Source organism: Paracoccus hibiscisoli, from assembly GCF_005048265.1.
Taxonomy (GTDB): Bacteria; Pseudomonadota; Alphaproteobacteria; order Rhodobacterales; family Rhodobacteraceae; genus Paracoccus; species Paracoccus hibiscisoli.
The window spans coordinates 12,366-38,559 of record NZ_SUNH01000025.1; the positions used below are offsets into that span (position 1 = coordinate 12,366).

Annotated in this window: 20 protein-coding genes, 1 tRNA gene and 3 pseudogenes; 13 read left to right on the forward strand and 11 right to left on the reverse strand. The window is 64.4% G+C overall.

Features of this window, described 5'->3' with window-relative positions; genetic code table 11:
• Positions 1-78 precede the first annotated feature (78 nt).
• Both FA740_RS15750 and FA740_RS15755 read left to right on the forward strand, forming a co-directional pair.
• Positions 79-2,412, forward strand: a complete 2,334-nt coding sequence (locus FA740_RS15750; protein ID WP_136857787.1) for an AAA family ATPase — start codon at positions 79-81, stop codon at positions 2,410-2,412.
• Positions 2,405-2,647 (forward strand): hypothetical protein, encoded by a 243-nt coding sequence (locus FA740_RS15755; protein ID WP_136857788.1) that lies wholly within the window; start codon positions 2,405-2,407, stop codon positions 2,645-2,647. Before FA740_RS15750 ends, FA740_RS15755 begins: the two co-directional genes overlap by 8 nt.
• A gap of 29 nt (positions 2,648-2,676) precedes the next feature.
• Here the strand turns inward: FA740_RS15755 and FA740_RS15760 are convergent, their stop codons facing one another.
• Positions 2,677-2,961: a helix-turn-helix domain-containing protein gene (locus tag FA740_RS15760; protein WP_136857789.1), complete on the reverse strand. Its 285-nt coding sequence runs from the start codon at positions 2,959-2,961 to the stop codon at positions 2,677-2,679.
• A gap of 328 nt (positions 2,962-3,289) precedes the next feature.
• Here FA740_RS15760 and FA740_RS15765 point away from each other — a divergent pair, with 328 nt between their 5' ends.
• The 3 genes from FA740_RS15765 (at position 3,290) to FA740_RS15775 (ending at position 5,393) form a co-directional block, all read left to right on the forward strand.
• On the forward strand, positions 3,290-4,492 hold the full coding sequence (locus FA740_RS15765; RefSeq protein WP_136857790.1) for a hypothetical protein: 1,203 nt from the start codon (positions 3,290-3,292) through the stop codon (positions 4,490-4,492).
• 49 nt (positions 4,493-4,541) lie between these two features.
• The gene (locus FA740_RS15770) at positions 4,542-5,036 is read left to right on the forward strand and encodes a hypothetical protein (RefSeq protein ID WP_136857791.1); all 495 of its coding nucleotides are present in this window, start codon (positions 4,542-4,544) and stop codon (positions 5,034-5,036) included.
• 63 nt (positions 5,037-5,099) lie between these two features.
• Complete coding sequence (locus tag FA740_RS15775) at positions 5,100-5,393, forward strand: hypothetical protein (RefSeq protein WP_136857792.1); 294 nt, start codon at positions 5,100-5,102, stop codon at positions 5,391-5,393.
• A gap of 110 nt (positions 5,394-5,503) precedes the next feature.
• Here FA740_RS15775 and FA740_RS15780 read toward each other — a convergent pair whose 3' ends face one another.
• The 3 genes from FA740_RS15780 to FA740_RS15790 form a co-directional block, all read right to left on the reverse strand.
• Entirely contained in the window at positions 5,504-7,255 is a 1,752-nt protein-coding gene (locus tag FA740_RS15780) for an LPD7 domain-containing protein (protein WP_136857793.1), read from the reverse strand.
• The gene (locus FA740_RS19780) at positions 7,252-7,620 is read right to left on the reverse strand and encodes a plasmid mobilization protein (RefSeq protein ID WP_169306331.1); all 369 of its coding nucleotides are present in this window, start codon (positions 7,618-7,620) and stop codon (positions 7,252-7,254) included. The genes FA740_RS15780 and FA740_RS19780 overlap by 4 nt, the downstream gene beginning before the upstream one ends.
• Positions 7,621-8,345: 725 nt before the next feature.
• Complete coding sequence (locus tag FA740_RS15790) at positions 8,346-8,966, reverse strand: SOS response-associated peptidase (protein ID WP_136857795.1); 621 nt, start codon at positions 8,964-8,966, stop codon at positions 8,346-8,348.
• Between the two features lie 288 nt (positions 8,967-9,254).
• Between FA740_RS15790 and FA740_RS15795 the strand changes: the two genes are divergently transcribed.
• The 4 genes and pseudogenes from FA740_RS15795 (at position 9,255) to FA740_RS15810 (ending at position 16,192) form a co-directional block, all read left to right on the forward strand.
• Positions 9,255-10,010, forward strand: a complete 756-nt coding sequence (locus FA740_RS15795; RefSeq protein WP_136857796.1) for an ImuA family protein — start codon at positions 9,255-9,257, stop codon at positions 10,008-10,010.
• Positions 9,925-11,457 (forward strand): Y-family DNA polymerase, encoded by a 1,533-nt coding sequence (locus FA740_RS15800; protein WP_136857797.1) that lies wholly within the window; start codon positions 9,925-9,927, stop codon positions 11,455-11,457. Before FA740_RS15795 ends, FA740_RS15800 begins: the two co-directional genes overlap by 86 nt.
• Positions 11,454-14,711 carry an error-prone DNA polymerase gene (locus FA740_RS15805; protein WP_136857798.1) on the forward strand — a complete coding sequence of 1,086 codons (3,258 nt, stop codon included), beginning with the start codon at positions 11,454-11,456 and terminating at the stop codon, positions 14,709-14,711. The genes FA740_RS15800 and FA740_RS15805 overlap by 4 nt, the downstream gene beginning before the upstream one ends.
• A 285-nt stretch (positions 14,712-14,996) precedes the next feature.
• Positions 14,997-16,192: pseudogene (locus FA740_RS15810) on the forward strand (IS3 family transposase).
• A 237-nt stretch (positions 16,193-16,429) separates the two neighbouring features.
• On the opposite strand, the gene FA740_RS15815 reads toward FA740_RS15810, so the two are convergent.
• The 3 genes from FA740_RS15815 to FA740_RS15825 are packed head-to-tail and all read right to left on the reverse strand — an operon-like array spanning position 16,430 to position 17,913.
• Positions 16,430-17,281, reverse strand: coding sequence for a hypothetical protein (locus tag FA740_RS15815; protein ID WP_136857799.1), 852 nt, complete (start codon positions 17,279-17,281; stop codon positions 16,430-16,432).
• Between the two features lie 51 nt (positions 17,282-17,332).
• Positions 17,333-17,605, reverse strand: coding sequence for a hypothetical protein (locus FA740_RS15820; protein ID WP_136857800.1), 273 nt, complete (start codon positions 17,603-17,605; stop codon positions 17,333-17,335).
• A gap of 14 nt (positions 17,606-17,619) precedes the next feature.
• Positions 17,620-17,913 carry a hypothetical protein gene (locus FA740_RS15825; protein ID WP_136857801.1) on the reverse strand — a complete coding sequence of 98 codons (294 nt, stop codon included), beginning with the start codon at positions 17,911-17,913 and terminating at the stop codon, positions 17,620-17,622.
• Between the two features lie 503 nt (positions 17,914-18,416).
• Between FA740_RS15825 and FA740_RS15830 the strand changes: the two genes are divergently transcribed.
• The 3 genes from FA740_RS15830 (at position 18,417) to FA740_RS15840 (ending at position 21,012) form a co-directional block, all read left to right on the forward strand.
• A complete protein-coding gene (locus tag FA740_RS15830; RefSeq protein ID WP_136857802.1) occupies positions 18,417-18,641 on the forward strand; it encodes a hypothetical protein in 225 nt (74 codons plus the stop codon).
• Positions 18,638-19,357 (forward strand): hypothetical protein, encoded by a 720-nt coding sequence (locus tag FA740_RS15835; protein WP_136857803.1) that lies wholly within the window; start codon positions 18,638-18,640, stop codon positions 19,355-19,357. Before FA740_RS15830 ends, FA740_RS15835 begins: the two co-directional genes overlap by 4 nt.
• A 206-nt stretch (positions 19,358-19,563) precedes the next feature.
• Positions 19,564-21,012 carry an anti-phage deoxyguanosine triphosphatase gene (locus tag FA740_RS15840; protein ID WP_136857804.1) on the forward strand — a complete coding sequence of 483 codons (1,449 nt, stop codon included), beginning with the start codon at positions 19,564-19,566 and terminating at the stop codon, positions 21,010-21,012.
• Between the two features lie 307 nt (positions 21,013-21,319).
• On the opposite strand, the pseudogene FA740_RS15845 reads toward FA740_RS15840, so the two are convergent.
• Positions 21,320-22,476: pseudogene (locus FA740_RS15845) on the reverse strand (IS30 family transposase).
• A 342-nt stretch (positions 22,477-22,818) separates the two neighbouring features.
• A complete protein-coding gene (locus tag FA740_RS15850; protein ID WP_136857805.1) occupies positions 22,819-24,039 on the reverse strand; it encodes a hypothetical protein in 1,221 nt (406 codons plus the stop codon).
• Positions 24,040-24,380: 341 nt separating this feature from the next.
• Between FA740_RS15850 and FA740_RS20155 the strand changes: the two are divergent.
• Positions 24,381-25,499: pseudogene (locus tag FA740_RS20155) on the forward strand (recombinase family protein); the annotation flags it as partial.
• A 9-nt stretch (positions 25,500-25,508) separates the two neighbouring features.
• Here the strand turns inward: FA740_RS20155 and FA740_RS20160 are convergent.
• Both FA740_RS20160 and FA740_RS15860 read right to left on the reverse strand, forming a co-directional pair.
• Entirely contained in the window at positions 25,509-25,826 is a 318-nt protein-coding gene (locus tag FA740_RS20160; RefSeq protein WP_246053677.1) for a hypothetical protein, read from the reverse strand.
• A gap of 241 nt (positions 25,827-26,067) precedes the next feature.
• Positions 26,068-26,144, reverse strand: a tRNA-Met gene (locus tag FA740_RS15860).
• Between the last annotated feature and the right edge of the window lie 50 nt (positions 26,145-26,194).

Sequence of the window (26,194 nt, forward strand, 5' to 3'; positions counted from 1 at the left end):
CCGTCGCGGGGCGCGCGCGCGCACAGGCTCGTGCTGGCGCCACCCCGTCCCTTTCCCCCGATCACGGGAGGTCCCGCCATGTCCGATTGGCTGACCCGCTTCCACACCGCCGCCCGCCGCATCGATGCGGCACCCCTGCCTCCGCCCGAGATGCCGGATGCCGTCTTCGACGCCCTGGTCGAGGGGCGCATCGGCGAGATCGACGATCTCGAGACCATGACGCCGCTCGACGAGGAGATCTCGTTTGCCGGGACCCGTCCGCCCCTCGCGCAGCGCCCGCTGATGGCGCTGGCACTGGCGATGCTCGCCCAAGCCTTGCCCGAGGCTTCCGACCTGTCACGGATGCTCCGTCCCGGGGCGATCACGCTCATGGCCTGCCGTCCGGCGGGCCTGACCCCAGAGCTGGCCCGCCTGGTGCAGGCGCTGATCGCCGCGGAGCATCCCGGCGCCCCGCTCGCCCTGACCTGCGCGGCGACGCCTCCGGGGACCGCGTCCGCCTCCACCTCGGAGGCCAAGCCCCCGGAGGCGATCCAGTCCTTCTGGAAAGGGGTGCTGGCGGGCGGGGACATGCCGCATCTGCTGATCCTCGGCGGGGAGAACCTGCTGCCCCGGCGCATGGCGCGCCTGCTGCCGCCGCTGCTGCATGTCGGCCCGCCCGACCGCGCGGCGGTGGCGGCGGTGCTGGATCTGGCGGTGACAGGCACGGCGCGCGCCCGCGCGACAGGTGCCTCGGCCCGCACCCGCGGCGCGCGCGGCGGGATCGGTCCTCGCTCGGCCGGTCGTGTCCTGCCCGCGGCGGTGCCGGCGCCTGTCCCACCATCGGACCTGCCTTCGGACACGGCGCTCCGCGGGCTGGAGGCCGAGGCCTGGCACCTGGCGCTGCGCGCGCCGGACCCAACCGCCTGGACCGCAGAGCTGCGCCGCCTCGCGGCCAGCGCGCCCGCGTGCGGCAGCGTGGCACTGACGCTGGACGATCTGTCCCTCGAGGACGGACCGGTCCGCGACGCGGCCACGCGGCTCGTCACCGACATGGCGGGCTGGCGCGCGGGCTGGGTGGCCTGGACCGAGATGACCCGCTCGCTCCTGATCCATGGTGCGCCGGGGACCGGCAAGACCTGGCTGGCCCGCGCCATCGCCGGATCGGCGGGGCTGCCGCTGATCGCGGCCTCGCTCGGCGACTGGCAGGCCGCGGGGCATCTGGGCGATCTGCTGCGCGAGATGCGGGCCACCTTCGCGCGCGCCCGGACTGCCGCGCCCTGCGTGCTGTTCCTGGACGAGCTGGACGCCGCCGGCAGCCGCGGCTCGGATGACCGGCACGCCTCGACCTACCGCGCGCAGGTCATCGCCGGGCTCCTGGAACAGCTCGACGGGGTGCTGGGTCTCGAGGGGGTGCTGGTGCTGGCCGCGACGAACGACCCGGGCGCCATCGACCCGGCCCTGCGCCGTCCCGGCAGGCTCGACCGAACGCTGGCCCTCCCGCTGCCAGGCCGCGCGGCCCTGCACGCGATGCTCACCCGGCAACTGGGTGATGCGCTGCCCCCCGAGGCATTGGACGATCTGTCCCGCCGCGCCATCGGCCACAGCCCGGCCGAGATCGATGCCGCCCTGCGCGAGGCCCGCAGCCTCGCCCGCGCCGCCGGCCGCAGGATCATCGCCGTCGACATTGCCGGCGCCCTGGGCCTCGGCCCCGAGGAGCCGGGCCTGATGCGCCGGATGGCGGTTCACGAGGCGGGCCATGCCGTGGCCTTCCACCGCCTGCGCCAGGCTGGAGTTCTCGCCGGCCGCATCACCGAGGTGCGGATCGGCGCCACCGGCGGCCTCGTCGCCATCGAGGAGCAGGCCGGCACCCCGACCCGTGCGGGTCTGGAGGCGCGGATCACATGCCGTCTGGCAGGGCGCGCGGCCGAGGCGCTGGTCCTCGGCGCCCCCGGCACCGGCGCCGGCGGCGATGCCAGCAGCGACCTTGCGCTGGCGACCTGGCTCGCGCTGCAGCTGGAGCTGTCCTGGGGCCTCGGCGGTGGCCTGACCTGGCACGCGAACCCGATGGCGCGGCTGGCGGCCGACCCGCATCTGCGCGACCGCGTCGAGGCACATCTCCAGCGTGGCCATGGCCGCGCCACGGTGCTCCTGAAGGAGAGCCGGCCACTCCTCGACGCGCTGGCGGCCCGCCTCGAGGCGGAACGGGTGATCGAGGGCGATCCGTTCGAGAAACCGGTGACGGCGGTGGCCATCACGGCGGACGAGGGGTCGCGGGACGATCGAGATCACCCGTCACCGGTGCCGACGGCGTCAGCGACAGGAGCAAGGGCGGTGACGGATGGCGAGATGCCGCCTGCGGCCAGTGATGGCGGATCGGCCCGGTCCGTGCCGCCGCCCCCCGGACCCGGCACGGGAGGGTCACCCGATGTCTGAGCAGGTCCCCGACCTTCCCCTGCTGCGGGGCGCCCTCGTCAATGCGCTGGACGAGGCCGCAGTCCTGCGCGACCTTCTCGGGCTGGTTTTCTGGGCCGCCGAGGCGGTGCCCGGTCCCAAGGCGGCGCCGCTCACCCGCGGCGCGCTGCTGGCCCTCGACCGGCTCGACCTGCTGGTCGGGCATCTGGAAACGGCGCGGGCGCACATTGCCGCGTCACCGAAGAATATCCGGTGATGGAAAGCCACGCCGCAGGAACGCCTGCCTCAGTCCTTGGCAACCCGACCGGAGGCGTCGCCGACCATCTGGTCGCCCTCCACCTCAGCCTCCGCCTCGGCGATCATCTGCGCCAAGGGCAGGCCCAGGACGTCGGCGATGTCGGCCATCGTGCCCAAGGTGGGCTGGTGGCGGCAGGTCTCGAGCAGAGAGACGTAGCGCGGGCTGAGGCCCACCTCGTGGGCGAGGCCCTCCTGCGTGAACCCCGCCGCACGACGGTGACGGCGCAGGACGGCGGCGAAGGCAGTGAGCAGAGGGTCGGGATGATCGGTCATTCCGATCCTAGGCCCGAAGAAACCCGAGTCGTGCAAAGAAGTATACTGTGGATTTAGAAGTTTTCTGTGAATAGGATGCCCAAGACCCGTTCCCGCGTGCGCAAGAGAGACCCATGAGACCAGCCTGCATCCGCCTCGCCTGCCCGCGCGCCGAACGGCGCGCCTCGCCATCTCCGCGCAGCCCCACTGGGGCCTGACGTCCGCGCCCCGCGCGCGGCCCTCCCATCCGTCCCCCCCCCCGGTCCCCCTGTCGATCGACCCGCCCATCCCTCCCCGCCGCGCGGCCTGTCGCGCGGTGCCCGTTCCCTACTGCGCCCCGAGGCCCGCCATGATCCACCTGACACCGACCCGCCCTGTTCCGAGCCGCCCGACACCAACGCGTCCGGCGTCGAACTGCCTCTCTCTTCCCGCCCTGCTGCTCGGCACCGCGCTGGCCGCCGTCTGCACGCTCCCGGCACCCGCCCTGGCCGCGCCCGTCCCGGCGGAGCCCATCCCGGTCGACGCCCCGGCGCCGCCAGCTGCGGGCCTGACGCGGGCGGAGGCGGCCGGGGCGACCGGCGCGCTGACCGAACCGCTGGTCGGCACGGCCGCGGAGGCGCTCGGCGCGGAGCTGGCGCAAGGGGTGGAGGCGCTCAGCGACCCCGAGGCGATCCTGGCGCATTGCCGGGCGCGGATCGTCGCGACCCGCGCGCCGGCCGGGGCACCGCTGGCCGCGGCCGCGCTGTCGGCCTGCGAGGCCCGCGTGGCCGTTCCTCTGCGCGCGGCGGTCGAGGCGGTGATCGCCCGCGACCTCGCCGCTCTCGAGGCCGCCCCGGAGACGCTGGACGGGCTTCTGGCCACGGACGGCTATGCGCTGGCGCCCCGGATCGAGGCCTGGCTGAGCCGCAGTGAGGCCGCCGAGGCGCTGGCGCCGCTACACGCCACCCTGGCCGAGGCCCGCGCCGCGATGGCGGCCCGGCGCGAGGCGGTGATCGCCGCGGAGACCCGCGCGCTGGACGCGCGCATTGCCGCGCTGGACCCGGCCCGTGACCACCGCGACGCCCTGCCCGACTGCGCGGTCTATGACCGGGGCAGGCGCTGGACGGCGCCGCTCCTCGGCCGGTGCCGCCAGGCGCGGGCCACCTTCGAGGCACGGCGGACCGAGATCCGCTGCCAGCGCCTCTTCGCGGCGGCCGAGGCGCCGGAGGCGCTCCAGGCTGCACAGATCGACCTCGGCGGCGGCGAGACCGTGGCGCTGCGCATCCTCGCCTGCGAATGGGGGCTGGAGGCCGCGCTCGACGCCCGCGGCGGCCTCTTCTCGAAGCCCCGGCACGACCTGACCCTTCAGATCGGCACGGAAGACGCGCCGCTGGCGCTGACCGGTCGGCTGCAGGCACCCGACCCCGACACATCGAGCGACGAGGCAGAGAATGATGCCTGGCGCCTGACGGGCATCTCCGTGACGCCCGGACGGCTGGCCGAGGGCCTCGATCCCGACGCGCCCAACACCCTGCGCCGGTGTCTCGGCAATCCCGCCTCCTGCACCGAATGACCCCGACCATCACCTGCCCATCACCCGACCCCGCCGAAGGAGATCCCGCATGAAGACGTCCCCGATACTCGCCGCCGCGCTGACCCTGCCCGCGGTCCTCGCCTTGCCCGGCCCCGTGCTGGCCGAACCCTACCTCGGTCGCTGCCACATGGGCGAGTGCCTGCATTACGACCAGGTCTCGCGCAGCGTGATCGGCACAGGCAGCGCGGCCGTGCCGGGCGATCTGGTCCTCGTCGCCCTCCGGAGCGCCGTCTCGGACCGCGCCGACGCGGACCCCGCCACGCTTGCTAGGGAGGCGCCCGCCCCGGTGCAGGTCTTCTGCGGCATGGACCGGCCGGCCTACCGCCTGACCGATGGTGCCTACCAGGGCCTCGACCTGGTCACCCCCGCCGGCGCCACCACGCTGGTCACTGCAATCTATCTCCACGCCTGCCATCCCGTTGCGGAGATCTCCGACGACCCCTTCGCTGCCGCGCACGCCCTTGGCTACGCCGCCACCCCCATGGAGGTCCATGCCGATCTCGACGCGCTGACCCGGCGCTGAGCGCGCCCCGCCCCGGCGGCGCATGCCGCGCCGCCGCGCCCTCATTCCCGAAGGACCGAACCCATGACCCTGCCTGCCCGCCCCCTGCTCATCGCCGCCGCCCTGGCCGTCCCCGCTCTCGGCGCGGTCCTCCTCCTCTCCGCCGGCGGGTCCCTCGGCGCCGCCGACCGCCGCCTGATCGACCGGTGGGACGAGACCGTCGAGACCTGCTTCGACGCGAGCCTCGGCACGCTGGACCGCTCCGCCGCCTGCCTCCAGGGCAAGCGGCTGCGCGAGGAGATTGAGGCCCGCGGCCTCTGCCTCGATCTCGCCGAACGGGAGGGCAGCTATCGTGGCGTGTCCCGGTGTGATGTGTGAGGGAATGCTATTATTTTAGATGCACGATATTTCCACGCAAAACGCCCCGGAGTCCCGGGGCGTTTCCATTCAGTGCGTCCAAAGAGTCAGTCTGCGAAGCGCATCAAAGTCTAGATTGATGGGCCATACTCATCCGGCTCTACGGCGTTGTCACCTTCGGGATCGTCCCGAGACAAATCAACGGCGGAGGGAGGCACGGCCCCACCCTGCTCCCGCGGCGGCACGTTTGCATGGGGATCCAGCTCTGGCACGAGGGTATCCTCTTTGGGCGTTTGCTCACCATCGGGGCGCCAGATCGGCAATTCTGCAGCCACCAATGCGTCATTGATGATATGCTGACATCGTTCGTCGATACCGGAAACGCTGATGCCCAAATGGCCGCATTCGACCGCGAGAGCCGCAAGAAAGTCATCCGGACCAGTGACCTCACAAACGGTCCACTGTTTTGCAGAGGCTTCAAGTGCCATCAGGCGCACCGCCACCTTACTGGTCTTGTTGCAAAGAATACTATCTCCCGTATCCTGAACAACCGAACCATCGGCCAGAAAGACGGCTTTCTTGTCGACATTCACGAAGCGGATTTGATCGACAAGCCCCTCGGGAAGGTCCACCGGGTAGAGTGAGCGGAGCAGACGCAGTTTCGTGATCTTGGCAGCATCTCCGATCGGCATGCCGCCCACCTCCATAGGCTTGATCATGATCGGGCTGGCCACGTTCCGTTCGATAGGCAATTCTCTCCGCCCATTCCCGATGGTGACATTGGGCGACGTAGGCTCATCGTCAGACAGTTGGAAAGCTGGATACCGCTGCAAGTTGAACTTGCGCCGCCTTTCGAGGCCCCGCTGGTATTCGTCGTCGTCAAGCGCTTTCCGTTTCTTATGATGACCTGCGAGTTCCTGTCGTTTCGCGTCGCCGATCAATGCCATTGCGTAGTCACGCGACCGAAACGCACGGCTCCAGATACCCCCTTTCATCCGCATCGATTTGGTCAGCCGCGGCAGACCCTTGGGATGATCCCGGAGGGAGCGGATGCTCAGATAGTCCTCACCGTCACGAACGATTTCGTATCCGGCGCGACGGAGTTTTTCCTCGAGGTCCGGGCGATCATTGATCTGCCCTTCCCGAATCCAGCCGCAGACCGCCTCATGAAGCTGCTCGCGGTCTGATGTCTTGATGACGGGGGCACCCAGGCGCGCGGCGTTCCGCGCGAGCTTGAGTTCGTGATCGGGGATGGCCAGAGCCCTCCGGCGCGCAGGGTCCATCGGATCCGCCCATCCGAACTTGCTGTTGCACCGGTCCCGGAAGCCGTCCATGAGCTTGCGCGCTTCGTCGCCGGGCGGGTGGGGGTTGTAGCTCTTGATGACCATGTCCGGCCCCACCCCGAGGCGGGCGACGGCGGCAACCCCAACCCTTTTCGCCGTGACCTTCGCCGCTACGTAGACAGCACGGGGGATCAGGAAGTTCAGCTCCAGCCGGCCCGTGTGGCTGTGGCTGGTCCACAGGATCGGAGGGCGCTGATGCACCGGAACACCGACGAAAGCTACCTCCTCGAACTCGACCATCACGCGACGCAGCTGGGCTATCAAGGCGGGGTCGCTCGCATGAAACAGCGCAAGGTCGATATCACCGGCCTCGAAGCTGAGAACCCCAGAACTGTATCGGCACTTGAACGGGATCGACGTGATCATGGCGCCGACAAGATCGGGCGACCCTCTGAGGATCCGGGGGAGCGGGTTGCGTGTGTCGCGACGGCGCGCCTTGCCATCAAGTGATTTGGCCACCGACGCGGCCGTCATGTAGGTGATGGCCCCTCCTCCATCCGGATCCGTTTTGCCCGTATACTTTGACCATGTGATGATCATGACGACACCCGGTTGAACAGAGTGTCGGGAAGACCGAAGGACCGGCGGATATTCAGGTCGATGCTCTTCAGATGGGCCGTGACGAACAGCAGATCGGCGTCATCCTTGTGGATGTTTACGTGGCGCGCGACCTGGTTCAGGTTGCTCGCAATGTTGGCCAGCAGGAAGTTCCGGCGCCGCATCTCTGCGGCGATTGCGTGCTTGCCGGCAAGGCTGTTGATCACCACATCGCGACAAGCGCGACGGATGAACTCAGCGGTTGTCAGCGAAGCCGATTGGGCCTTGGAGTCGAACTCTGCCCGCTCGGCCTGAGAGAGCCTCAGGTGGAAGATCGAGCGGGGATCAGCGGTTTTCTTTCGCGGCATGGTGCCTCCTTTGCGATGCAAGGAGCGGTTCCGCAGGCCGGGGTTCGAAGGGGTGTCCCCTCGCAAGTCTCCACGTCCACACAAAAGCCGTCTCCGGGCTCTTTGTGTGGACGTGGAGGAGCCTTGCTCTCTGGGATTCAAATCAACGATTTGAATCCGTCCTTTCCTGAAGAAGCATTCCTGTCCCCACGGCAAAAACATCATCCGCACGCATCTTTCCGGGGCTCAGAGATAAATCTTCCATTGCCGGAGCACGCCAGACAAGCTCCGTCGATGTCCTTTTTTCGACTTAGTTTTTTGTGGGGACGGGCCACCCGAAGTGGGCGATGGTGCATGTGTCGATACGCGTCAGTAGGGGCGACGGAATTAATTGAACAGACAGATTTCCAGGTTCGTCAAAATCGGATATTCTGATGCCAAACGCTCCGGGGAGCTTTTAGTAGCGCGGCCTGAACGAGGCGTCTGGTCGCAAGGCAAAGTCAGTTTTCCTTCCGATGTTACGGGCCGGGTGGCATAATCGACCCAGGTCAGGATTACATGGCGACCACACATGAGGCGTGAGCGATCGCGTCTGCGCGTTTTGACCCAATATCAAAAATCATGATCCCGAGTTTCACTCTATAACTGCCTGCGGCGCTGCCAGAACCCTACAGGAATTGGCAACTGCGTGCGGAAGCTGAAGCAATGAGTTCGATTTGTGGTCATCAGGTCCAACTCACTTGGGCCTATACCGGCGCGTCCACCAGCGTCAGCGCGCCGTCCGGCAGGGGCCGCTGCAGCTCCTCGGCCCGGATGCCGTCCAGCCATGCGCGCCATTCCTCGGGTCGGGTCAGGATCACCGGCATGGCCTTGGGATGGATGGGCGCGACCTCGGCGTTCGGCGGACAGGTCAGGAAGGCGTAAAGATCATCGGTCGTCTCGCCATCCTTGACCTTGCGGAGCGAGGTCCAGCTGCGGGTCTCGATCCCCGCAAAGAACATGGTCGTGCTCGGGTCGGTGGGCGCGAACCACTGCACCCCTTGCCCCTTGCCGCGCGGCTCCGAGAAACTAGTGACCGGCACCAGGCAGCGATGCCCCTGCCCCAGCCACCGCCGCCAATGCGGCGAGCCGAGGTTGCGAACGTTGGTGACGCCCGGATCGCGCGCGGTCTTCAGGACCGACGGCGGCGAGGGCATGCCCCATCGCGCCTTGACTAGCTCCGGCCCGTCGTCGCCGTTGCGGATGATCGGTGCCAGCTGATCGGGATAGACGCTGCCGGAGGCCAGGTTTCCGGCGCGATCGGTAAGCCCATCGATCAGCCGGGTCAGTGCCTCCTGCGAGGTCGTCACGTTATACAGATTGCAAATCGCCCTGCCCTCGCGCTGGTCTGGCTCCCGTTCTGGGCCTGCTTTCTGCCTGCGTCAATCACTCAACGGCCGATGCCGTGACCCTGTCAGAGGACCAGGATGGAGCAGTCCTCATCGCTGCCGGCGACTTATCCCCCGCTTTGAATCCAGCCTTTCCAACTGCTTGTGGCGTCGTCGCCCTGGCTCATGCTGGAACACACGCCGCGCCGGTTGACAGAATGGCATCACGAGAACAAAACAGGAACTAATCAAACCTGTTCATCGCCAACTGCAAAGGAGCCCCGTCCCATGCCTGCCGTCCGCCCCGCCCTGGCCGAATTGCGCGCCCGGATCGGCGAGATCGACGGCACGGGAGCGCGCCAACACGGCGTGCTGCCTTTCGGCGTGCGGGAGCTGGACCGGCGCCTGCCTCAGGGCGGACTGTCGCTCGGCGCGCTGCACGAGGTGGCGGGCGGCGGACAGGGTGCGGTGGACGGCGCGGCGGCCGCCTGCTTCGTGGCAGGCATTGCCGCGCGGATGAAGGGCCAGGTGCTGTGGTGCGTGACCCAGGCCGATCTCTTCGCGCCGGGCCTGGCGCAGGTGGGCCTGCCGCCTGAGAGGGTGATCCATGTCGAGGCCGGCGATGACATCTCGGTCCTGGCGGCGATGGAGGAGGGCCTGCGTCATGGCGGGCTGGCCGCCGTGGTGGGTGACGTGGCGCGGCTGTCGATGACCGCCTCGCGCCGGCTGCACCTGGCCGCCAAGGGATCGGGCACCATCGGCCTGGCGCTCCGGCGCTGGCGGCGGCAGGCGGATGCCAGCGACTTCGGACAGCCGACCGCGGCAATGACCCGGTGGCGGGTCTCCGAGCTGCCCTCCGCCCCCCTGCCCGTTCCGGGCGTCGGCCGGGCCCGTTGGCTCGTCGAGCTGATCCGGGCCCGGGCCGGGGACTCCTTCGATCTCGAACTGGAGGCATGCGATGGCGCGGGTCATCTCCGTCTTCCTGCCGATGTGGCCGATCGATCGGCGGCAGCGGCAGGCGGGCGTCACATCGCCGCCGGCTGAGGGGCCGCTGATCATCGCCGGTCGCGCGGGAAACCGGCGGGTGGTCACCGCCGCCTGCCCGGCGGCGCGGGACCTGGGCCTGCGGGTGGGTATGACGGTCAGCCGGGCGCAGGCGCTGGTGCCGGATCTGCGCATCGAGGCGGACGACGCCGGGGCCGATACCGCAGCGCTGGAGCGTCTGGCGCTGTGGCTGCTGCAGCGGGTCGCACCCATCGTCTCGGCCGATCCGCCAGACGGGATCGTCATCGACTCGACCGGCGCCGATCACCTGCATGGCGGCGAGGCGGCGATGCTGGAGGCGCTGGCGGGCAAACTGGCGCTTTCCGGCATCACAGCGCGGCTGGCCTTGGCCGACAGCTGGGGCGCGGCCCATGCGCTGGCACGGCACGGGGCGGACAGCGTCACCATCGTGCCGCCGGGCGGGTTGGATGCCGCGCTGGCGCCCCTGCCCTTGGAGGCGCTGCGCCTGCCCGCCGCGACAGTGGCCGGGCTGCGGGACCTCGGCTTCGAGATCATCGGCGATCTGATGGACCAGCCCCGCGCACCTCTGACGCGCCGCTTCGGCGAGGTCCTCTGCCGAAGTCTGGACCAGGCGCGGGGCCTGGCCTCCGAGCCGATCCCACCGCTGCGCCCGGAGGGGCTGATCGAGATCCGCCGCGCCTTTGCCGAACCCATCGCCGCGCCGGAAACCATCGCCCGCTATATCGGCAAGCTGGTGCTCCAGCTCTGCATCGAGCTGACCGCCAAGGGGCTCGGCGTGCGGCGGCTGGACCTGCTCTGTTCGCGGGTCGACAACCGCACCGAGGTCCTGCGTGTGGGCCTCGCCGTGCCGCAGCGCGACCCTGCCCGTCTGACCCGGCTGCTCTGCGACCGGATCGTCACTCTCGATCCTGGTCTCGGCATCGAGATCATGACCCTGACCGCCACCATCGCCGAACCGCTGGTGCCGCGACAATCGGCGACGTCGCTTCTGGAGAAGGCGGCGCCCGATCTCTCCGGCCTGATCGACACGCTGTCGAACCGGCTCGGGGCACGCTCGGTCTTCCGCTTCGCAGCCGTGGCCAGCGACGTGCCTGAACGCGCCATCATCCGCATCCCGCCGTTGGCGGACACGGCCACCCCCGGTATGGACGCCTGGCCCGACCACTGGCCGCGCCCCGCGCGCCTGCTGCCGCGCCCCGAACCGATCGAGACGATGGCGCTGCTGCCCGACCACCCGCCGCGCTGGATCCTCTGGCGCGGGGTGCGGCGTCACGTGCAATGCGCCGACGGGCCGGAACGCATCTTCGGCGAATGGTGGAAGCGCGACGCCGAGGCCCAGGCCGTGCGCGACTATTTCCGCATCGAGGACGAAGCTGGGGCCCGCTACTGGATCTTCCGCCAGGGCGACGGAGAGGACCGGGCCACCGGGTCACATCGCTGGTTCCTGCATGGAATGTTCGGATGAGCTGCCCTTCTTACGTCGAATTGCAGGTCACCTCCCAGTTCTCCTTCCTGCGCGGGGCGTCCTCGGCCGAGGAACTGTTCGCCACCGCTGCCCTGATGGGGATGGAGGCCCTGGCCGTCTCCGATCGCAACTCGCTGGCCGGGATCGTGCGCGCGCATGTGGCGGCAAAGGAGACCGGCGTCCGGCTGATCGTCGGCTGCCGGCTGGACCTGGCCTGCGGCATGTCGCTGCTGGTCTATCCGACCGACCGCCCGGCCTATTCTCGTCTCTGCCGCTTGCTGTCGGTCGGCAAGGGGCGGGCCGGAAAGGGCAAGTGCCACCTGGAATGGTCGGACGTGGCCGCCGCCTGCGAGGGCCTGATCGGCATCCTGATCCCCGACCAGGCGGATGATCTCTGCGCCCTCCAGCTGCGCCGGATGCGCGAGGCCTTTGGCGACCGCGCTCATCTGGCCCTGACCCTGCGCCGGCGCCCGAACGACCAGCTGCGGCTGCACGAACTATTGAACCTCGCCGCCCGCCTGCGCGTGGCGACCGTGGTCACCAATGACGTGCTGTTCCACACCCCCGACCGTCGCATTCTGCAGGACGTGGTCACCGCGATCCGCCACAACACTACCGTCGACGCCCTGGGCTTTCGCCGCGAGCGTCACGCCGACCGCTACCTGAAGACGCCTGTGGAGATGCACCGGCTGTTCAGCCGCTACCCCGAAGCGCTGGTCCGCTCGGCCCGGATCGCGGAGGCCTGCCGCTTCTCGCTCGACGAGCTGGAATACCAGTATCCCGAGGAGCGCGACGATCCCACCGTGACCGCCCAGGCCACGCTGGAGCGGCAGACCTGGGAGGGCGCGTCTGAGCGCTATCCCGAAGGCGTCCCGACCGAGGTCACCGCCAGCCTGCACCATGAGCTGCGCCTGATCGACCGGCTGGACTATGCCCCCTACTTCCTGACTGTGAACAGCATCGTCCGCTTCGCCCGCTCGCGCGATATCCTCTGCCAGGGCCGGGGGTCGGCCGCGAACTCGGCCGTGTGCTTCGTGCTGGGGATCACCTCCATCGATCCGGGGCGCAACGATCTGCTGTTCGAGCGCTTCGTCAGCGAGGAGCGCCGCGAGCCGCCCGACATCGACGTGGACTTCGAGCACGAGCGGCGCGAGGAGGTGATCCAGTGGATCTACCGCACCTATGGCCGCGACCGCGCCGCGCTGACCGCCGTGGTGATCCGCTATCGCACCAAGGGCGCGCTGCGCGACGTGGGCAAGGCCCTGGGCCTGCCCGAGGATCTGATCCGGGCGCTGTCCAGCCAGATCTGGGCCTGGTCCGAGGAGGGGATCGCCGATGACGAGCTGCGCGCACTGAACCTCAACCCGGATGACCGCCGCCTGCGCCTGACGCTGGAGCTGGCCGCACAGCTGCGCGGCATGCCCCGGCACCTCAGCCAGCATCCGGGCGGCTTCGTCCTGACCCATGACCGCCTGGACGACCTGGTCCCCATCGAGCCGGCAGCGATGGAGGATCGCCAGATCATCGAATGGGACAAGGACGACATCGAGGCGCTGCGCTTCATGAAGGTCGACGTGCTGGCGCTCGGCATGCTGACCTGCATGGCCAAGGGGCTGCAGCTGCTGGCCGAGCACAAGGACATCCGCCACGACCTGGCAAACATCCCGGCCGAGGATCCGCGCACCTATGCGATGATCCGCAAGGCCGACACGCTCGGCACCTTCCAGATCGAGTCACGCGCGCAGATGTCGATGCTGCCGCGCCTGCGGCCGCGCACCTTCTACGACCTGGTCGTGCAGGTGGCGATCGTCCGACCCGGTCCGATCCAGGGCGACATGGTCCATCCCTATCTGCGCCGCCGCGCGGGACAGGAGGCCGTGAACTTCCCCACCCCCGAGCTGGAGAAGGTGCTGGGCAAGACCCTCGGCGTGCCGCTCTTCCAGGAGCAGGCCATGCGGGTCGCCATCGAATGCGCGGGCTTCACGCCCGGCGAGGCCGACATGCTGCGCAAATCCATGGCGACCTTCAAGTTCACCGGCGGGGTGTCCCGGTTCCGCGACAAGCTGATCGAGGGAATGGTGGCCCGCGACTACGACCGCGACTTTGCCGAGCGGACCTTCCGCCAGCTGGAGGGCTTCGGCAGCTACGGCTTTCCGGAAAGCCATGCGGCGAGCTTCGCGCTGATCTCCTATGCCTCGGCCTGGCTGAAGTGCTGGCATCCGGACGTCTTCTGCGCGGCGCTCCTGAACAGCCAGCCGATGGGCTTCTATGCCCCCGCCCAGATCGTGCGCGACGCCCGCGACCACGGGGTCGAGGTTCGCCCGGTCTGCATCAACGCCTCGCATTGGGACTGCACGCTGGAGCCGCTGGAGGACGGTCGGCGCTTCGCGGTCCGGCTCGGGCTGCGGATGGTCAAGGGCCTCGCCAACGCTCATGCGGCAGCGATCGTGCTCGGCCGCGCCGATCAGCCCTTCGCCTCGGTCGAGGATCTCTGGCGCCGCGTGCGCGTGCCTGTCGTTGCCCTGACCCGGATCGCCGAGGCCGACGGCTTCCGCCCTGCCCTGCGCCTCGGGCGCCGCGAGGCGCTGTGGCACCTCAAGGGGCTGGCCGACGAGGACCTGCCCCTCTTCACCGCCGCCGAGGCGCGCGCAGCGCCCCCGGAGTTCGCCGAGCCCACCGTCGTCCTGCGCCCGATGGCCGCCGGGCGCGAGGTGGTCGAGGATTACGGCCATACCGGCCTGTCGCTGCGCCGCCACCCGGTGGCCTTCCTGCGCGAGGATCTGACCCGACGCCGGATGATCCCCTGCGCGGAAGCGATGGCCTCCCGCAACCGCCGCCGCTGCGAGGTGGCGGGCATCGTGCTGGTCCGCCAGCGCCCCGGCTCAGCCAAGGGGGTGATGTTCATCACGCTGGAAGATGAGACCGGCATCGCCAACCTGGTCGTCTGGCCCAAGGTCTTCGAGGCCAACCGACGCACCATCCTCGGTGCGGGCATGATCGCCGTCGCCGGCCACGTGCAGCGCGAGGGCGAGGTGGTCCACCTAGTCGTCCACCGCATCACCGACCTGTCAGCTGATCTTACCAGCATTGGCCAGCGCGGCGACGCCTTCCCGCTCACCCATGGCCGGGGGGATGAGTTCAGGGCGACCAGCGGGACCCTGACGGGCAACACGGGGACGCCGACGCCGCGCGACATCTATATCCCGGATCTTCGTATCGATAGCGTCAGGGTGAAGACGAAGGACTTTCGGTAGACGGAACCAAGGTGCAGGTCGCCTCGATGGTCGGGCGACACGAAGGGCGGTGAGCGGACTTGCGGCGGCGCGGCGAACCAGCGGCCTCAGAACGCAGGAGCGGTCATTCGTTGCAAGCGAAGCACCGTTGGCGCTTTGACCGACCCGAAGGGCGGAAAGCCGTCTATCGGCACTGCAGCATGGTAACCGCAGCGAGCGCGGAGATCGGTCGTTCGTGCTGACCTGCCCCCCGGAATGTCCCTCGCTCTAATGTAGAGTTTGCTTCATCACGAAGGAGCAGACGACATGAGGAAAAGCCGCTTCACCGAGGCGCAGATCATTGGGATGATCAAGGAGCAAGAAGCCGGAATGGCGACGGCGGAGGTCTGTCGCCGTCACGGTCTCAGCCCGGCCACGTTCTACAAGCTCAAGGCCAAGTATGGGGGCATGGACGTGTCCGATGCCCAGAGGCTGAGGGCGCTGGAATGAGGCGCAAGCGCCATGGGTCCGAGCGCCGCGCCGAATGAGAATAGCAAGCTGAAGCGACTCCTGGCAGACGCCATGCTCGACAATATCGTGCTGAAGGATCTCTTGGGAAAGCCCTGACGACACCGAACGCGCGGCGGGGCGCGGTGCTCAAGGCGATGCGGGATCATGCCATCTCGCAACGCCGGGCCTGCGTTCTGGTCGGTGTCGATCCGAAGACGGTGCGGCGCGAGCGGCCGCCCGACAATCCGGAGATCCGCACAGCGATGCAGGAAATCGCCGCCGTGCGCCGGCGGTTCGGCTATCGGCGCATCGGGCTGCTGCTGGAGCGCAGGGGCATGCTGATGAACCCGAAGAAGCTGTATCGGCTCTACCGCGACGAAGGGTTGCCGGTGCGGCGCAGGCGCGGCCGCAAACGGGCGCGCGGCACGCGCACACCGATGCCCTTGGCCATAATGCCGAACCAGCGCTGGTCGCTGGATTTCGTGGCGGACACGTTCGGGGCGTCGCGCAAGTTCCGGATCCTGGCGGTGATCGACGATTGCTGCCGCGAGAACCTGTGTCTGGTCGCCGACACCAGCATCTCGGGCGCGAGGGTGGCCCGCGAACTGGATGTGCTGGTCAGGATCTATGGAAAGCCGGCTTGCATCGTCAGTGACAATGGGACGGAGTTCACCAGCCGGGCCATCCTGAAGTGGGCCGATCAGAACGACGTTGCCTGGCATTACATCGATCCCGGCAAGCCGCAGCAGAATGCCTTCATCGAAAGCTTCAACGGCAGCCTGCGCGACGAGCTGCTGAACGAGGAGATCTTCGACACCCTGGACGACGCCCGCCGAAAGATCGCCCTCTGGCGCTACGACTACAACGCTGTCAGGCCGCACTCCTCGCTCGGCAACCTGACGCCGCTCGAAGCGCGCCGGACGCTTGCGCTCCCTGATGGCTCCGCGCCCGGCGCGCTTGCCATGAAACCACCCCCCGAATACCAATCTCAAACCGGCAGACTCTCGTTATGATCGAGGGACCAACGGGGGGCAGGTCAGTGCAAATGGAGCGGACGGAACTCTGGTTTCTCGTTCAATTGGCTACTACCGTCGTTTCAAGCTATCAACTATTCGATCAAATCGGTAGTTCGGAACTGGAATTTTAAGTGGGATGCGCGGAGAGGGTCGAGCACAGGATCTGCGACGCGCTCATGCAGGTCCGGACGCGTATCGAGAGCCAAGGCATGCTTCACTGAGCGCGAGGCACCCTTATGCGGGATCCTCAGAGGGCATAGGCTGTCCTGCGGTTATCCCCATATAGGAAAGCAGATGTAGGCCAAGCTGGGAGACCACGTATCTGTCGACCTCGCTTGACTTGCGCTTGCGTGTCTTTTTCCCCACCTCATAAGTCTCTATCTTATAGTCTGCCTCGGTCAGGCCCAGAGCCCTCAGGTCCGCCTCCGCAACTTGGAACGCGACACGCTCATCGTGTTCGACGTATAGGATGAACTCGCCGTCGAGCGTGCGGATTTCAGACGGGTTCGTAAGCCCCTTTGGCGTATCCTGAACCGGTTGGCCGTAATGAAAGCTCTCGCGCTCGCCGGAGGCCGGGTATTTCATGAGGCGTGTAGGGTTGTAGAAGCGCGTCGGCAGGGTCATAAAATGAAGCGCAATGATGTGGTGCTCAGTCATCCTGTCGACTAGGGTCAGCATGACTTGTGCGTGTGAGGCGCTGGCCGCCTCTTTCGATGTCACGCCCCTTACGACGACCTCTTTCAGGGCCTCGAGCTTCCGGGCGCCAGAGGAGCGTGTGGCGGCTTGGATTGAGCGAAGGAGGAGGGCGGAAACCTCCTCATTGTTTCGGAGATCCTCAACGGTGATCATTCCGGCCCGCTCCAACATCGTAAACCTCTCATCGAGATCCATGATGAAGCGGTCCCTTCGCCTCACACCCGGGTCCGTGACGATCAGATCAAATGTTTCGTTTAGCACAGTGCTTGCGGACGGATCAGTGAGAACCCCCGCCGTCGCCTTGAAGAAGAACGACCCGATTTTGTAGAGCCTCTCCGAGTTCGTAGCGACCCTCAGGTCGTCCTTTGCATCTTTACCGCTGCGTGACATTCGCACCCTCATCCTCCGATAGCCATAGAGATGGCGGAAGGAGCCAACTCTTCAAGCGGGCGCCGCCATCACGTCCACCTCCTCTGGAAAAGCCTCCTCGCTATACATCCAGAAGTGATCCATCCGCGTTTCCGGGACCCCCGCCACGGTCTCCCAAAACTGCTGAAGTGCAACGGCAAGATCAGTGGCAGAAATGTCCGGATGACGATGAGTCGCGGTGTTTGCGCGCCTCACAAATCCTGCGTCTTGTAGGACACGTTGCAGCCGGTTCCAGAGCCTGCCGTTCTGGTCGTGCTGCAGAGAGAAACGAATGATCGCTTGCACCGCCTCGGCCTCGATCAGAAGAGATCGATATAGGTGTCGGTCGGGGTTGGCCAGTTATCTCTTAGGACTTTTTCGATCCTCGCAACGAACTTGTCGTCAGCAGCGGCTGTCGGCCCAGTATAACCGTTGTGAGCTTGCCAGGTCTCGAGACGGAAAGCGAGGTCGTCGGTATCCTGGTTTCCAACGACATCTGAGAGATAAGCCTTGCCGTCCTTTGTCACACGCAACTGCCTGTGTCGGCTGTCGTCTTTCGACGCGAGCAGGTCGGCAACGTCTTGTTTCGTGAAGTCGTTCAGGTCGATCAGCATGTGTGGTCCCCCGTGAAAATGCATGTTTACCATTAGTTATTTTGCGCGGGGTTTGCTATTTCAAAAGTTGTTACTTTCCAAGAATCCACGTCGGCGCGGTGAGCATCACGAGTATGATCAGCGTGAACGAAAAGACGTTTTCAAGCTCCATCTCGAAGGCTATTCCGGACACGCCTAGAAGGCGAGCGGGAGGTCCAGGAGAGTAACGTCGATCCTTGCTATGATCGCGACACACCCCACAACGATAGCGCAGAGCAGGGTAATCCATCCTTAGTTGCCGACATCCGCGAAGGCGAACGCGAGGAACGAGTAAACGAAGAAGATCCAGAACGCGGCGACTGTCTGTAAGTCGTTTTGCCGCTCAGTCTCGAAGAAGACGTAGGCCATGCCGGCGGCAAGGACAGCGACGGCGGACAGTCCGAAGATGGGGGAAATCAGGCTCGCTTGTAAGCGTCCGGTCAGGGCGCGTGGTTTGACCAGTTCTACAGCAGGAGATCATTGACGTGACTGAACTTGCAGTCGGGAATGCAGGCAAGGGTTTCGGCGAACCGGCCGGGAACATGCGTAACCAGAAGAGCACAGTAGTGGTGAGAGTGCTGGCTGGGAGAAAGCTTTCTAGACATCTGCTTCTATGGCTCGGTATTCTCCTTCAAACCTTCGGCCTCGCGGAAGCCAATATTTTGCGCGCTTTTTATGCTGATGTAGATTTTTGCTGGAGCCCTTTATGAAACTTGTAAATGCCGAACTGCACGAAGTGCTAAGTGCAAAAAAGGTTACTCACCTCTTCCATGCAAATACGGTCGCCACGAGCACCTCTTTTATTTTGGCAGGCGGACTATTGTCGAGAGGAGACGTCGAGCGCCGAAATATTTTTCAGACTCCTCAATCTTCGGATGAAGATGATAAAAAATTTGACGTATGGAACGATATCTTTCTTGATGCTGAGGATTTACACAAAAAATTTCAACGTCAAAATAAGTATGGCCCGGTTTTATTCAAATTTAGAATTGATTTCTTGCTGCAAGGTGATCTTGATGTTTGGGTCACTAAGAGCAACCCGATATACTGGAGGGAAGGGCAGTCATCGAACGACCGATATTTTAAAGACACATCCGAATTGATGAAAGCCTGGGATGAACCAGGCTCACAACAAAGGATGTTTACGATAAGAAAGCCGGGAGGCCCCGTTCTATTTCCATATCTTGATGAGATAACTATCGATTATTTTGACGGAAATGTTTATGGTGAACAAGGCCTTCATGCTGGCACCATTGCAGTGCATTCCCTGTTTGCAGCGACAGAGAGCTTTAGGAGTTTGCGAAGCCTAGTGAAGACCAGAGAATGCACACCCAATTGTTACTGCGTCAAAAATATTAAAAATGAGTTGTCAAATTTGGAGCGCGCCCGGTTGTTTTGTCCCCGGGACCTCATTCATTCAGCATAGTGTTTATTAGAACATTATAGTTTCGTCGCTAGTGCAGAGACGCGCATTTCGATTGGCTCAGGAGCCCTTAATTGGATCGTGGCAGCTTGGGAGCAAAACCATCAAATCATTCTGCAGCCGTTCCCGATGACTAAGGGAATCGCTGGGCTTAATTGATAAGCAAAAAGCGGCTTGCCTACCACAAGATTTCTCTGCAGGCTGCGCACATGGAAACGAGTCATTGGAACGAGCGGCTTCATTCTTCGCCGCGTAATGATCACCGAACGGACTGGGAGCGCGACTATGCCCGCGTCGTCCATTCAGCCAGCTTTCGTCGTTTGCAAACAAAAACGCAGGTCCTTGGCCTTGGCGATGGCGACTTCTATCGCACACGACTTACCCATTCAATGGAGGTCAGCCAAATCGGTGTATCGATCACTAAGAAGCTGTATCGAGAGGCCGAGGAGAGTTCTCCAGCCAAACGGTGGCTCCCGCATCCAATGTTAATGAACACGATATGCCTTGCCCATGACATCGGACACCCACCATTCGGCCATGGGGGAGAAGTTGCGCTGAACCGCTGTATGTTACCTTATGGCGGATTCGAAGGAAACGGTCAGACGCTTAGGATCGTGACCAAGCTGGAGAAATATGCCGAAGGTCACGGCATGAACCTGACCAGGCGGGCCGTGCTGGGCGTCCTCAAATACCCCGCACCGTTTAGCCAAGTTGTAGACTGGGACCTGTCCGGCGGCAAGCCGACGCCTGATCGGAAGACTGAGGTTAAACGCATCTCCGACCTTCGTCATGACCGTTATCAAGCACGCATTCCGGATAGCTCGATATTTGTAGCGTGCGACTTTAAGCCGCCCAAATGCTACCTAGATAGCGAGCATGAGGACGTAGTGTTGCTTTGGGTCGCGAAGGATTTACCGGAATGGACCTCATTTTCTGAGGTCTTTCCGAAGCCGAAGCCCAACAGACACAAAAGGACCAAGTTCAAGTCGCTTGACACGTCGATCATGGAATTGGCAGACGACATTGCCTACGGTGTTCACGACTTGGAAGACGCCATTGGGGTTCGCTTGATTACCCGCCACGGGTTTACCGATTGGTTTGAACACAATGAGAGTGGATTAAAACGGCAGGCAAGACTACAGCCCCTGCTGGATGCGCTATTTGAAGGCAATTTTGATCTGTTTACTGCCTCCCTATTTGACAATGGAACCCCGGATCGTAAGCGGGCTATCGGCAGGATGGTCGGATACTTTGTGGAGAACACCGTCTTCAGGGATGCCAACCCGCAATTTTTAGAGCCTCTGTTCCGGTATCAGGCAACGTTCAAGTCCGAGGGAGGCGGGCTCGAGAGCGACGTTGAAAGTTCACTTGGAGTTCTGCAAGGGCTTCTGGTCGATCTCGTCATCAAAACACCTGCCGTTCAGCAATTGGAATTCAAAGGCCAAACAATAGTATGTAAACTGTTTGAAGCGTTTGCGACAGACCCCAAGCGTTTGCTGGGCCCCCGCGACTATGAGCGGACAATTCAAGGCGGCGGCGATACATCGACGCCCAGAGTTATATGCGACTACATTGCAGGGATGACGGATGACTACGCCACAAATCGCTATCAACAACTTTTCGCACCGCGCGATGGGTCAGTTTTCGATAGGTTGTGACGTCGGCAGGACTCTCAGAATAACTCTTTTTTCATTTTGTTTCCCCAGCCGTTGTTTTTCAGAACTGCAGTCTTAACCGATAGCGTAAGTTGCCATTGTTGAAGCTACATTCTGCGGTCATCGATGTAGCATCTGTATTTTTCAGGCTATCACGGCGGTCCATTCCTGTCGGCTCCTCCACAGGGCGTTCGCGTTGGTGACGAGCTTTATGGCAACGGCGGCGATTATGACCTTGTGCGTTTTTCCTGTCTTGAGGAGGCGATCTGCGAAGGATCCCAGGGCGAACGGCAGCTTGGTCCCTGCGGATTCAACGGTTGGCCGCAACACACTGTTCGAACTTCTCTGCGGGGGTCTGATACTGCAAGGTCTTTCTGGGTTGCTCGTTCAGCTGTCGTGCGATGGCGCTAAGCCTTGCCTGGCTGTGGGTCGACATATCGATGCCCCTCGGGAAGTATTGGCGCAGAAGCCGGTTGGTATTTTCGTTGGTTCCCCGCTGCCACGGCGACTGCGGATCGCAGAAATAGACATCGATCCTGGTGGCCATGGTGAACCTGGCATGATCAGTCATCTCCGAGCCACGATCCCAGGTCAGGGACCTGTAGAGCTCGTGCGGCAGCTAGCGGGCCTGTTTGATCAGCGCCGTCATGACGCTCGCGGTGTCCTTGTTGCCGGCCTTTGCCAGCATAACGAAGCGGGACTGCCGTTCAACCAATGTGGCAATATAGCTGTTGTTGGCGCCGACGATCAGGTGCCCTCCCAATGGCCCGGCACGGCGCGATCTTCGACCTAGGGCGGGCGCTCGCTGATCGGGACTGCACCCTTGATCTTGCACAGCTTCAGACCCATCTGTGTCGCGTGCCTTGAGCGCCGCATCGCACGGGAACTGCGCAGGCAATCCTGCAATTCCTTCTTCAGAACCCCGCGGGTCTGGACGTAAAGACTTCTGTAGATCTTCTCATGCGACACGCGGTGGCTTTCTTCATCAGGATGCTGACGCCTCAGCCAACCCGCGATCTGCTGAGGCGACCACTCCAGGCGCAGCTTGCGCAATCGGCCGGCACAGGGGTTCATTGAATGAGAGTTTACAGGCTTTGGTTGCGTCGCGCAGTCCCAAGCCCGTGTATCTGAACCCGCTGCACGATAGGCCTCCCGCCCGCCGTTCCGCCCCACTTCCCGGCTGATGGTGGACGGTGCCCGGGCCAGATCACGCGCAATCGCCCGGAAAGACAGAGCAGCCGCAAGCCCGCGAGAGATCTCTTCCCTCTCGCGCAAGGTCAGAGCAGACCGGGATCTGATGCGTGATGGGGGCCTAATCCCGCCCGTGCGTGCCAGATGGGGAAAAATCGACGAGGACGCGCGACCAAAGCTCCGCCCGATCGAACTCCGCGACTCTCCACGCTGCCATCGGTCCCACATCTCCGACTTCTGCGCCTCAGTGTAGAACGTCCGCGTGCGATACTTCATGACTGGCACTCCATCTTTGCACAAAGACTAGAGTGTTGCGGCCATCCGTTGAATCCGCACCCGCATAGCTGACCTTACCTGATCAATCCTGCTGCGCGACGCACGAAGGTCCGTTGTGGGGCAGCTACACCGCGGCGCCCCTCAAGTGTCGAGCGACCGCTTTGGGCCGAGAATGCTCTCTCCAGCGACCTTGGCGCAACGGTAGCTGATTGGAGCAATTTTGGTCCCACCGGCTTTCCATCAAACTGGAGGAAGCGCATTTGAGCAGTTCTATCGTCCATGCCAAACCGATACGGGAGCTCGAGGCACCACATACTGCGAGGCACTCTTGCATGTTGCTGATCATTTTCGGCATTCAAACAGAAGATAGCTCGGAAGATCTTGGAAGACCTCGACTATCGCCTTTTGCCCTACTGATTCTACTGCACTTGGATCCCGGCGCAGAGCTTCAAGATGGTGCAAGTAATTGGGCGTCATCAGTTCGCCCCGCAGGGCCTTCCCCCACTCCCTCATACCGATCACCTCGTCATGAAGCAAAATATGCTGCGCAGTAATTAGGAACGGATCGATATCACAAAGCAGCGCAATCCAAGCTATTTCGCTCTCGCTCAGCCGGTTCTCCGCGTCTGAGGTATCCTGGACATAGGCGGGCGGCCTCTGCGCCTGGATCACCTTTCTCGCGGCTCCATTGAGCCTTTTCCCGAACGCGTCCGGGTTCCGTGTTACATGATATGGCCCGAGGCCTTTCAAGCGCTTGTATCCCTTTTCCGAGCTCGACGTCTCCTTGATGAGGGACTGCACTGCCTCGGTCGCGATCCTCTTGGCCTTAGCGAGCACATCGAGAGTTTTGATGCGCGTCGCAAGAAGATGCTTCATGTTCGCGACTTTGTGCTGGCCCTCACTCATCCCCAGGCTGATGGCGTCGACCTTGGCGCGTAAAGCCTCACCCTTCCGGGGTGCATCCTCTCCCGGAAACTGTATCGCCAGCTTGCGGCCTGCGTCGCTGAGAGCGCTAAGGAAGCCCGGCAGATCTCCTGCCCAATCGGCCTTTCCGGAACCTGGCCCTATTTGAGGAATGCCTAAACCGGCCGCCGATTTCCCGGCGAGCCGCACCAGGTTCGGCGCCTCGTCGGACAGCCAGTCGTAAGTTTGATCCGTTATCAAGCCCGATCGGGACGTGCCTTGGATATGCATGGCGATCGCAGGCAGGAGAGCATAGGTCCACAGCCGCAATGCCTCGGTGATGGTGGCCTCGGCGGCGCTCAACTGTCTGCGACCAAGCGGAGCTTGGTGCAGCTCGACCAGAGGGAGGACGATCACATGGTAGCCGAACTTCATGAGCGACGCTTTGTCGGCCGCAGTGAAAGCAGTTTCGTCCGCGATCTCCTCTGCTGTCAGTCCGATCATGTCGTGGAATGGTCGCCGCAATAGCGCGCCCTGCAAACCGCTGTCGTGCCGCGCATCTTCCATCGAGCAGCCCCCGAGATTGACGACCATCACGACGGGTGCATAGGTCGCGACAGACGGAATATCACCCTCCGCCAGTTCTGCATGCTTCGCCATAGCCTTGGCCGATAAGATCGAGACACAGTTACCGAACCTGCCCAATCTGCTTCCTTCCGCAAATGACTGATTTGAATCCCAAACCATAGCGGCATTCGCGCTCAGGTTGACCGGACCGGAATAACGAGGTCAAGTCATATGCGCAGACAGGATGAGGCAGCCCACTTTTTAACCTATGGACGGCCTCAGGCGAATGCCTTCGATGCGACTCTTGAAGGAGCGGCAGGCGGTTCCCATTCTCGGGCTCACCCTTCGCTCGTGGCCCTCGCCCAGGCACTTGGCCGCGGAGCGGCAGAGGCCGATATTGCGAGACAAAGCCCAACGCCTTCCGGAGACCGCTCATGAACCGCCCCCCTCGCGCGCTGATCTACGCCCGCTATTCCAGCGACTTGCAATCGGCCAGCTCAACCGAGGATCAGATCCGGGTCTGCCGGCAGCTTTGCGCGACGCAGGGCTGGGTGGTGGTCGATACGGTGGAGGACCGCGCGGTCAGCGGCGCCTCGCATCTGCGTCCCGGCTTTCAGCGTCTGCACGAGGCGGCGCGGGACGGGGTCTGCGATGTCATCGTGGCCGAGGCGCTGGATCGGCTGTCGCGGGACCAGGAGCATATGGCGGGCCTCTACAAGCGGCTGGCCCATCACGGGGTCAAGATCGTCACCCGGTCGGAAGGCGAGATCGACGAGATGCGGGTCAGCTTCGGCGGGCTTATGTCGTCGCAGTTTCTCAAGCAGCTGGCCGAGAAGACGCGCCGCGGCCTCGAAGGCCGGGTGATGGCGGGCAAGTCGGGTGGCGGCAATTGCTACGGCTACCGGGTGCGGCGCGGCTTTGACGCGGGCGGCGCGGTGATCACCGGCGAGCGCGACATCGACGATGCCGAGGCCGCCGTGGTGCGCCGGATCTTCGCGGATTACGATGCCGGCCTTTCGGCGCGGTCAATCGCGGCGGCGCTGAACGGGGAAGGCGTGACCCCGCCCCGCAGCGGCGGCAAGGGCTCCGGCAGCTGGGGATCGTCAACAATTCAAGGCAACTGGAAGCGCGGCACGGGGATCTTGAACAACGAACTCTATATCGGGGTGCGGGTCTGGAACCGACAAAGCTTCGTGAAGGACCCCGATACCAGCAAGCGTCAAGCCCGTCTAAATCCTCCGGAGATGTGGGTCACGACCGAGGTGCCTGACCTGCGGATCATCGACGCGGCGCTCTGGGACCGGGTGAAGGCGCGGCAGGCCGGCATCCGCGAGGCGATGAACCCCGCCGGGGTCAATGTCCCCCGCCCGCGGCCGGAGCGGGCGCGGCGGCCCGATTACCTGCTGTCGGGCCTGGTGCGATGCGAGGGCTGCGGGTCGGGATATTCGATGATCAACCGGACGCGCCTCGGCTGCAGCGGCGCGCGCAATCGCGGCGCGGCAGTCTGCACCAACCGGGCAACGATCCGGCGCGAGGAGCTGGAGGAGCGCGTGCTGGGCGGGTTACGCGACCGGCTGATGCATCCGGAGCTGGTCGCGGCCTTCGTCGAGGCCTACCGCCTGGCCTTCAACGAAGCAGCTGGGCGGCGCAGCAGCGATCACGATGCCGGCCGCAGGGAGCTGGCACAGATCGAGGGGAAGATCACCGGTATCCTGACGGCGATCGAAGACAACATGTATCACCCTTCGATGAAGGCAAAGATGGAGGCGCTGGAGGCAAGGAAGACGGAGCTGATCAGGATGCTTGCCGAGACGCCCGAACCCCCTGCCCTGCGGCTGCACCCGGCCTTGGGCGAGCGCTACCGCCAAGAGATCGGCCACCTGGCCGAAGCACTTCAACGGCCTTCGACGCGGCCGACGGCGACGGGGATCCTGCGGGGCCTGATCCGGGAGATCCGGATGGTGCCTGAGGCGGATGCGCCTGGCGGGCACCATGTGAAGCTGGTGGGCGAGCTTGCGGGGATCCTTGGCCTTGTGGAGGGCGCTGCGGGTGTCGGGCGTCCAGACATGACAAAGCCCCCGCGGGTCGCGAGGGCTGGAGGCTCATCTGAGTCTGTAACGGTGGTTGCGGGGATAGGATTTGAACCTATGACCTTCAGGTTATGAGCCTGACGAGCTACCGGGCTGCTCTACCCCGCGCCAATTTTGTCCTGATCGGTTTTTTTCATCGTTTCGGAGAGATAATGCGT